The sequence below is a fragment of the Deltaproteobacteria bacterium genome (genome assembly GCA_026712905.1).
Classification (GTDB): domain Bacteria; phylum Desulfobacterota; class Binatia; order UBA9968; family JAJDTQ01; genus JAJDTQ01.
The window spans coordinates 1-7,378 of record JAPOPM010000044.1 but is presented as its reverse complement, the minus strand read 5'-3'; the positions used below and the strand labels follow the sequence as shown (position 1 = coordinate 7,378).

Genomic DNA, 7,378 nt, shown 5'->3' with positions numbered 1-7,378 from the left:
CGGGCGTCGTCTGGTGTCAGGTTCCCGTAGCGGCCGAGCGCGAAGCGCTTCGGCCCCCCGGCCGGTCCCCGGGTCTGCACGCACCAGACCTTGCGGCCCGAGGCATACACCCGAATGCCGAACCCCGGCAGGTCCCGGTCCCAGACCACGGTGTCGCCGGACTCCACGGATAGCGCATCGACGGCGCGCTTGGTGAGCTTGACGGGTTGGCGCGTGGGCATGGGGGAATTTCCTTCGACCTCGGAACTCGAAACGAAACCCCGAAACCCTTGAGGTCGCGGTCCCAGAAGACCGCGTCGCCGTGCTCGACCGTCAGTGCGTCCACCGACTGCTTGGAAATCCAGATCGCGTTCCCTGCCGGAATCTCGAATCCTGCCAATTTCGCTCCCAATCCGTAGAAGAATAGGAACCGACTGGCTTGGTAGCGCCGTCGGTTGTAGTCGGCGTGAGGCGGCGGCGCAAGCCCTATCAGGAATTCAGAACCGAATTGTACGCTTTTGGACTTGACAACGTAGGCCGGTTGTAGTAGGATCATCTTCAGTTCGAGGTGATCCCATGAGCGTTATCGAAGTCTTCCAGTCCTTCACCACGCAAGAGCAAGCCATCGAGTACCTTGAAAAAGTCCGGTGGCGCGACCGTCCCACCTGTCCTTACTGCAAGAGCGAGTCCGTTGGCAAGCATCCGAGCGGCGACCGAGCCATGCGCCGGTGGCAGTGCTGGAAATGCACACGGGCTTTCGCGGTAACGGTCGGCACGACCTTCCACGGAACGCACAAGCCGTTGCGCGACTGGTTCATGGTGCTGGCGCTCATGCTGAACGCCAAGAAGTCCGCCAGCGCGTGCCAGATCGCCCGCGACACGGGCATCCGCCGTCCCACCGTCTGGAGCATGATGCACCGAATCCGGTTGGCGATGGCCAAGGACCCCGAGCAGGAAAAGCTCATGCACGGGATCGTGGAAGCGGACGAAACCTACGTGGGCGGGAAGCCTCGCAAGGGCAACCGACACGGCAAGCCTGACGGCTCCATAGACAACTTCCTCGATCCGCTCCCGCCTAAGAACAAGCGTGGCCGCGGCACCCGGAAAACTCCCGTCATCGGCATGGTGGAGCGCAACGGGCGGGTGATCGCGCAACCCGCGAACCCCGGCCAGTTGTCTTCCCTCGGACTCTCCAAGTTCATCGGCCAAGCGCCCATAGCGCGGCACACCGGCCCGGCCCGGTGCATGATACGCTGCTGCTCTATTCCAAAACCGCAAAGTATACTTGGAACGCAACCCACCAGGCTTATGACGACGCTTACATCGACACATTCTATCCGCATCAGGACCCGGATGGTCGGCGGTGGTCCCGAGCCGACCTGACCGGCGCCGGGACTCGGGACGGCGAGACCGGCCAGCCGTGGCGGGGGATTGACATCACTTCGAAAGGTAGACACTGGGCCAAAAGGCCCGCCGATTTGGACAAGCTGGACGCCGAGGGTAAGCTCCATTGGCCAAAACGAAAGGGTGGGATGCCACGTCTGAAGCTCTACCTTGACAAACAGCCGGGGGTTCCGTTGCAGGACGTATGGACGGATATCCGCCCCATCCATAACTTGGCCCCGGAGCGACTCGGTTACCCGACGCAAAAGCCCATAGCGTTACTTCGACGGGTTATCGAAGCCAGTTCCAACCCCGAAGACGTGATCTATGACCCCTTCTGCGGGTGCGGAACCACCGTCTATGCGGCTCAAGAGACGGGCCGTCAGTGGATCGGTTGCGACATTGCTATCCTCGCGGTGCGGCTCATGCGTGAGGTGCTCGCAGAACGCTACCAGCAGGTAGAAGGTGAGCACTTCGAGGTAGACGGGATTCCCGTGAGCGTAGAGCAGGCCCAGGAACTGTTCAACAAGAACCCGTTCCAGTTCGAGCACTGGATTGTGGAGCGCGTGGGCGCGTTCCCGACCAAGAAGACCGCTGACCGGGGCATAGACGGACGGCTCTACTTCGAGACGCACCAAGGCTTGCGGGCTATGGTCATGTCCGTGAAGGGCGGAGCCGTGCGGCCCACGGACGTTCGAGACTTGCGCGGTGTGCTTGAGCGCGAGCCGGACACGGAAATGGCCGGGTTCCTGTCTCTCCGGGAATCGACCAAGGCCATGAAGACGGAAGCGGCCGAAGCCCGGCAATACACCTACAACGACGTGGCCTATGATCGCATCCAGTTCCTGACGGCCAAGGACATTCTTGAAGACGGCAAGATGTTCGAGACGCCTACGCGGCTGGGCTCCAAGATCGCCACGGGGCAGATGAACATGAAACTGTAGCCGATCAGTCACGCCCGGTCAGCGTAGCATGCAGTCCAAAAGCGTACAATTCCAATTCAGAACGTCCCAAAGCCCAAGGTTACACAGTGTTCTTTCGTAGTCCGGTCGGTACTGGTCGGCGAGGGCCTGCCCATGATCGGGAGCCTGCTCGGTCACAACAAAGTTCAGGCCACCGCCCGCTATGCCCATCTCGCCAACGATCCCGTCAAGTCCGCTGCCAACCGCATTTCGAGCAGCATCGTCGAGGTCGCGGGGCAATAGACAGTTCTGTTAAACTTGTCGGAATAGATTCGCGGCCAGCGGCAGCGTCGCTCAGGGAACATCAATTGGCCTTGCGGGTCTCGGCACTTGACCGGGCTGAAACTGGCACAGGAGGACTACGGATGGCTGGATTAGGATGGGAGCGGGTCAACTACGCTTCCCTCAACACCAGGGGAAAAAGGGTATACAACTTTCAAAAGGTGTCGGCGGTCCTCGCCGACTATGGATTCAACTGCATCAGGCTGACTGGTGACTCGAACGGTGCGGATTTCTTGGCATACCACATGCCAAGCGACGACCAGATCCCCGTACGGCTGAAAACCCGTTTAACAGTCGACAAGAAGTACGAGAACAAAGGGTTGTGGACCGCCTTTCCGGTCAATGAAGATTGGTATCTCCTTGAGCACGACAAACTCCGGGACATTGTCGGCGAGAGAACGCCGGCGCTCGAAAATGAGGCGTGGCGACGAGACGGCCTTGTTTCGTGGCCTTCCCCAACAAAGGCGCTCCTCAAAGGTATTGAACCGTACCGGATTGGCCGCTGAACATGGGTGCCAATTCGGCGATCGAATGGACTGACGCAACCTGGAATCCGGTCACCGGATGTACGAAGATCACGCGCGGTTGTGACAATTGCTATGCGGCGCGGTTCGCCGAGCGATGGCGAGGCGTGACCGGGCATCCCTACGAGCAGGGATTCGATCTTCGCGTGTGGCCATCACGACTGGATCAACCCGCCCGATGGCGCAAACCGCGAATGATCTTTGTTAACTCGATGAGTGACCTTTTTCACAAACGCGTCGAGCGCCATTTCATCGACCAGGTATTCGACACGATGGAAACCGCCAACCGGCACGTCTATCAGATTCTGACGAAGCGCAGCTCGCTGATGAGAAGCTACGGCACAGGTACACTGACGGTTTGGCTCCCGATCACATTTGGTGCGGTGTATCCGTTGAAGACAACTCCGCTAACGCCAGAATACAACACCTACGGAAAGCTCCCCTTAGCGTTCGGTTCCTCTCGATCGAACCACTTCTGGGTCCGGTTGGCGACATTGATCTCGAAGGGATATCCTGGGTCATAGTTGGTGGTGAAAGCGGGCCACAGGCCCGGCCGATGCGGCCCGAGTGGGTCCGGGATATCCGGGATCGCTGCGCGCGGGCCGGCATACCCTTCTTTTTCAAGCAGTGGGGTGGACAAACACCCAAGGCTGGCGGCCGGGAACTGGAAGGGGTGGAGCACAACGCCATGCCCGAGCACCCCGCGGGAAGAACCGATCATGTCCTTCAAGTGGCATCCTGACGAGGCGCCACCTCGCATCGAAGCGCACAGCAAGGCCAAACTGAAGGTTTTGCGCCGTTACCTTCGGGCGTATTTCGACACGCTGAACGTCAACCCGCACCGTGAGGAGTTTAAACTCGATCTCATTGACGGGTTCGCCGGAGGAGGTACTTTTCTGGATGAAGACACTGTTCTTTCCGGCACTCCCTTGACCATGCTGGAAGAAGCAACGGCAGCGAAGAACAGGTTGAACCAAACACGCTTCAAGCCGCTGCACATCGACTGCAAGTTTTACTTTGTTGACAAGGAACAGGCCCACACGGATCACCTTCGGAAAGCTCTCGTTGAGCACGGCTACAATGTTGACAATGACAGGATTGTCGTCCGAAACGGTCTCTTCGAGAACGAACTTGAAGGTATTCTCAACTCGATTCGCCAGAGGCAGCCCCGTTCCGGCCGAGCCATCTTTCTTCTCGATCAAACCGGCTTCTCTCAAGTGGAACTGGCACTCGTCTCTCGCATCTTCAATGAACTACCTGCGGCGGAAGTCATACTGACCTTCGCGGCAGACGCCCTTGTCAACCATGTGGCACCGACGCCGCAGTTCGAAACGGCCGTCAAGCCGCTACAATTGTCCGCCTCGCAGATCCAAGACCTGCTCCGACACAAAGATGGCGAAGGTGGTAGGGCGTTTGCTCAAAGGTTGCTTCGCGATCAAGCTCGCTTCGTAACCGGAGCAACCTACGACACTCCTTTCTTTATTCGCCCCGAAGGGATCGCGCCGCGCGCTGTGGTTCCTCCATCTGTCACGACATCCCAAGGCTCGGGATGTCATGATTCAACAGCATTGGGAGATCCACAACACTTTCGAGCATTATGGCACTGGCGATTTCGATATGCTCGGCTGGGACACATTGAAGGACCCAGGAACCCTTCCTTTGTTTCGATTCCACGAACTCGATCACCATCTGATGCAAGAGCAGCTTTTGGAGTCGCTCCCGTGCGAACTGTTCAGTCTGGTATCGGAACAACCAGTAACCATCGACACCTTACGACACCTGCTTGCAAATCGGACAGCCGCTCGTTTTTGCGATCTTGACCGGATTGTTGTGGAACTCTGCAAGGAAAGAGAGTTTCAAATTCTCAATCCGGACGGAAAGCCGCGGTCGAGATCCTTGAGGTGGTTGCGTTCCACCGACCGAGTTGCGTTGCCTTCAACGCTGCTACTCCCCGGTATTTCTCGTCGATGATAGTACCTGCGGATAGCGGCAATACTGCCGGAGGCGGAAGAAGATCGAGCGTGATGCCCGGAAACTCGGCCCGTCGACAGGATTCTCCTGGGAGGTGCCGAATAATCGCGCCGCGTACCGCCGCAAATTAAACGCCGGTCGCGCTCGAACGCTTCGTCGGTTTCCGAGGAGGATCGACTATTCGTAGGTCAGTTTCAGCCACTTAATCGATTTGAGGTTCTGGAATTTTTCCTGAGCGGTTTCCGAGCACAAATCCCCTACCCAGACCCCATCGGGAATTTTCTTCAACTTCACCCTTCCCGGCCAATCCTTTTCGACCGAAAAGGTCCTCAGATTGTACCAGTCTAAGGCTTCGATGATCTCCTCCCTTTGATCGTACGACAGAGCCGTGGACCATTTGTCCAGAGCGACTTCCAGTTCCTTCAACATCGCGTTGTACCGGGCAGCGCGAAGGGCATTCGCAGGAATTCTCTGGTTTGTCGATTCAAGGCGTTCTTCTTCCGCCTGCATCACGCCTTCTCTCGCGTGAGTGAACAAGTGTTGAAGGTGCCTGATGGCCTGGCGTCTCGCCGCACGCCGGCGAATGTAACTAGCAGCCCCGAGAATGGCCGTAGCCGTCAAGGCCGCGATAACACCCGCGAGCGCGCTTGATGCAATAGAGTTCATTGAGTCCATAGGCATTCCTTGGTCGCCAAAGATAACGCTGGTTGGTGACTGGGCGCCGTCAAGGACGATCAGGGTCCGGCCTCCGACAGGTCATCCCGGATGTCCAGCAAAGCTGGTTCCACCGCAGCCGCGGGGCGGGATACTGCGATTGGCCATGGGAGCCACCGGTCGAGAGGATCTCCAACGTTGATCGGCGCGTCCCGACCGACGCGGCTCACGATATGGAATGGGGTACGGTGGGTTCCCGCGCCGTTTTCCGCCTTTCCCTCACATCCTTGAGCCAAGCCTCAAGCTTTTCAAGTTCCTTTAACAGTTCAGCATGGGTTGTTTCGCTCGGATTGATCGTTTCGGGTGACGCGTGCAGGTCTTCCGAAAGACGTGTGCGCGCTGCGCGCACCGCGATGACGTCGTCGTCATTGATGATAGCCAGCTTGTGGAGTGATGAGGCTTTGATTTGTGAATTATAGAAGATAGTGGCCAAAGTCACGCGTCACGGTAATCGTCGGGATCGAACTTGACGCAGAAGGCGCGGAACTTGGCGTCGGCGTTGAACACCAGGCCCCCTTGAAGATCGGAGACGTGGACAGGCGGCAAAGGGGCGAGCAGACGCCCCTGGAAGTGCTCTGCAATCAACGCGTCCAATTTCTCGCGGGAGACGGGCGGGCAGGGTGCGGCGCTTTAGGTTCTGGCCCACCACGTCGCGGATACCCGAATCGTCATCCATAGACACCAGGTCTTCAAGGACGGCGGGCCTCTCGAAACAGTCGGCGCGGGTGTCGTGCTGGTAGATGTTCAGCCCGCGACTGTTCACGGTCACAAAATCTGTCTTGACCGGAGTCACGACAACCCATCCCATCAAGAGCCAGACGGCTGGATTCATGTAGCCCTTCCCTTCGGAGGGGGCTGGTAGGTCGATTTCACCAGCTCTACCACTCGCGTGCGTTTCATGAGTCCTTCCGGCTGAAGCTCAGTTCGAGCTTCAATTCAACGGCCGACTGACCAAAGAGAACTTCCGTCTGGCCGGTCAACTGGATGAAGTCATTGAGCCACTGCATCACCCGTTGATCGGCCATCTGCCATGCTGTGTCGCACCACGGGCAACGGGTCGGAACGGCCTTCCCGCCCGGCTTATTCCAGGCCGTCTCTTGGCCACAATTTTTGCACACCAGCCGGATGGTCCGAATGTCATTCGGATTGAAGGATATCCGCGTTTCCGTGGTTATGGAAGATCAAAGCACGTTGGCCGAATACACGGCCAGTGTCAACCTCACCCTGTCCAAGCGTCCTGTAGACGCCCTTGAGCCCGAAGACAAGCCCTGGATAGCCGGATCGCCTGGGCCGGCAAGCTCACGGGTTCCGGTGTGCGTGTCCATCCCGCGGGCGCCAAGGCCTTCGTGGTAAACTCCCGCGCCGGCAAGGGCGGGCGCAGGCGGCCAACAACAAGCGCGTGGTGGTCGGGCGGGTCACCCCAGAGTTGAAATCAGTCGCTCCGACGGCACCGTGTGTACCTGCCGAGTTGTGTTCCGGCATCCTTACCCTCATCGTGAATCGCGTTACCATCGATCCTGTCGCGAATCTCCGCATGGACGGCATCGATCAGTGCAGAGGCGG

The 7,378-nt window shown here is 58.5% G+C and carries 9 protein-coding genes and 2 pseudogenes; 6 read left to right on the top strand and 5 right to left on the bottom strand.

Features of this window, described 5'->3' with window-relative positions:
- Window positions 1-221 (bottom strand): Arm DNA-binding domain-containing protein (locus OXF11_03505; protein MCY4486165.1); only part of this gene is annotated, 221 nt, incomplete at its 3' end.
- A gap of 334 nt (window positions 222-555) precedes the next feature.
- Between OXF11_03505 and OXF11_03500 the strand changes: the two are divergent.
- The 6 genes and pseudogenes from OXF11_03500 (at window position 556) to tcmP (ending at window position 4,950) form a co-directional block, all read left to right on the top strand.
- Window positions 556-1,176: pseudogene (locus OXF11_03500) on the top strand (IS1595 family transposase).
- A gap of 44 nt (window positions 1,177-1,220) precedes the next feature.
- Window positions 1,221-2,306, top strand: coding sequence for a site-specific DNA-methyltransferase (locus OXF11_03495; GenBank protein ID MCY4486164.1), 1,086 nt, complete (start codon window positions 1,221-1,223; stop codon window positions 2,304-2,306).
- A gap of 132 nt (window positions 2,307-2,438) precedes the next feature.
- Window positions 2,439-2,567 carry a hypothetical protein gene (locus tag OXF11_03490; protein MCY4486163.1) on the top strand — a complete coding sequence of 43 codons (129 nt, stop codon included), beginning with the start codon at window positions 2,439-2,441 and terminating at the stop codon, window positions 2,565-2,567.
- Window positions 2,568-2,689: 122 nt separating this feature from the next.
- Window positions 2,690-3,112: a hypothetical protein gene (locus tag OXF11_03485; protein ID MCY4486162.1), complete on the top strand. Its 423-nt coding sequence runs from the start codon at window positions 2,690-2,692 to the stop codon at window positions 3,110-3,112.
- A 2-nt stretch (window positions 3,113-3,114) separates the two neighbouring features.
- A pseudogene (locus OXF11_03480) lies at window positions 3,115-3,872 on the top strand (phage Gp37/Gp68 family protein).
- Entirely contained in the window at window positions 3,850-4,950 is a 1,101-nt protein-coding gene (tcmP, locus tag OXF11_03475; protein MCY4486161.1) for a three-Cys-motif partner protein TcmP, read from the top strand. The pseudogene OXF11_03480 and the gene tcmP overlap by 23 nt, the downstream one beginning before the upstream one ends.
- 328 nt (window positions 4,951-5,278) lie before the next feature.
- On the opposite strand, the gene OXF11_03470 is transcribed toward tcmP, so the two are convergent.
- The 4 genes from OXF11_03470 to OXF11_03455 form a co-directional block, all read right to left on the bottom strand.
- Entirely contained in the window at window positions 5,279-5,776 is a 498-nt protein-coding gene (locus tag OXF11_03470; protein ID MCY4486160.1) for a hypothetical protein, read from the bottom strand.
- A 205-nt stretch (window positions 5,777-5,981) separates the two neighbouring features.
- Window positions 5,982-6,254 carry a hypothetical protein gene (locus OXF11_03465; GenBank protein ID MCY4486159.1) on the bottom strand — a complete coding sequence of 91 codons (273 nt, stop codon included), beginning with the start codon at window positions 6,252-6,254 and terminating at the stop codon, window positions 5,982-5,984.
- Window positions 6,251-6,409 carry a hypothetical protein gene (locus OXF11_03460; protein ID MCY4486158.1) on the bottom strand — a complete coding sequence of 53 codons (159 nt, stop codon included), beginning with the start codon at window positions 6,407-6,409 and terminating at the stop codon, window positions 6,251-6,253. Before OXF11_03460 ends, OXF11_03465 begins: the two co-directional genes overlap by 4 nt.
- Window positions 6,410-6,711: 302 nt before the next feature.
- Window positions 6,712-6,840: a hypothetical protein gene (locus tag OXF11_03455; GenBank protein MCY4486157.1), complete on the bottom strand. Its 129-nt coding sequence runs from the start codon at window positions 6,838-6,840 to the stop codon at window positions 6,712-6,714.
- Window positions 6,841-7,378: the final 538 nt, after the last annotated feature.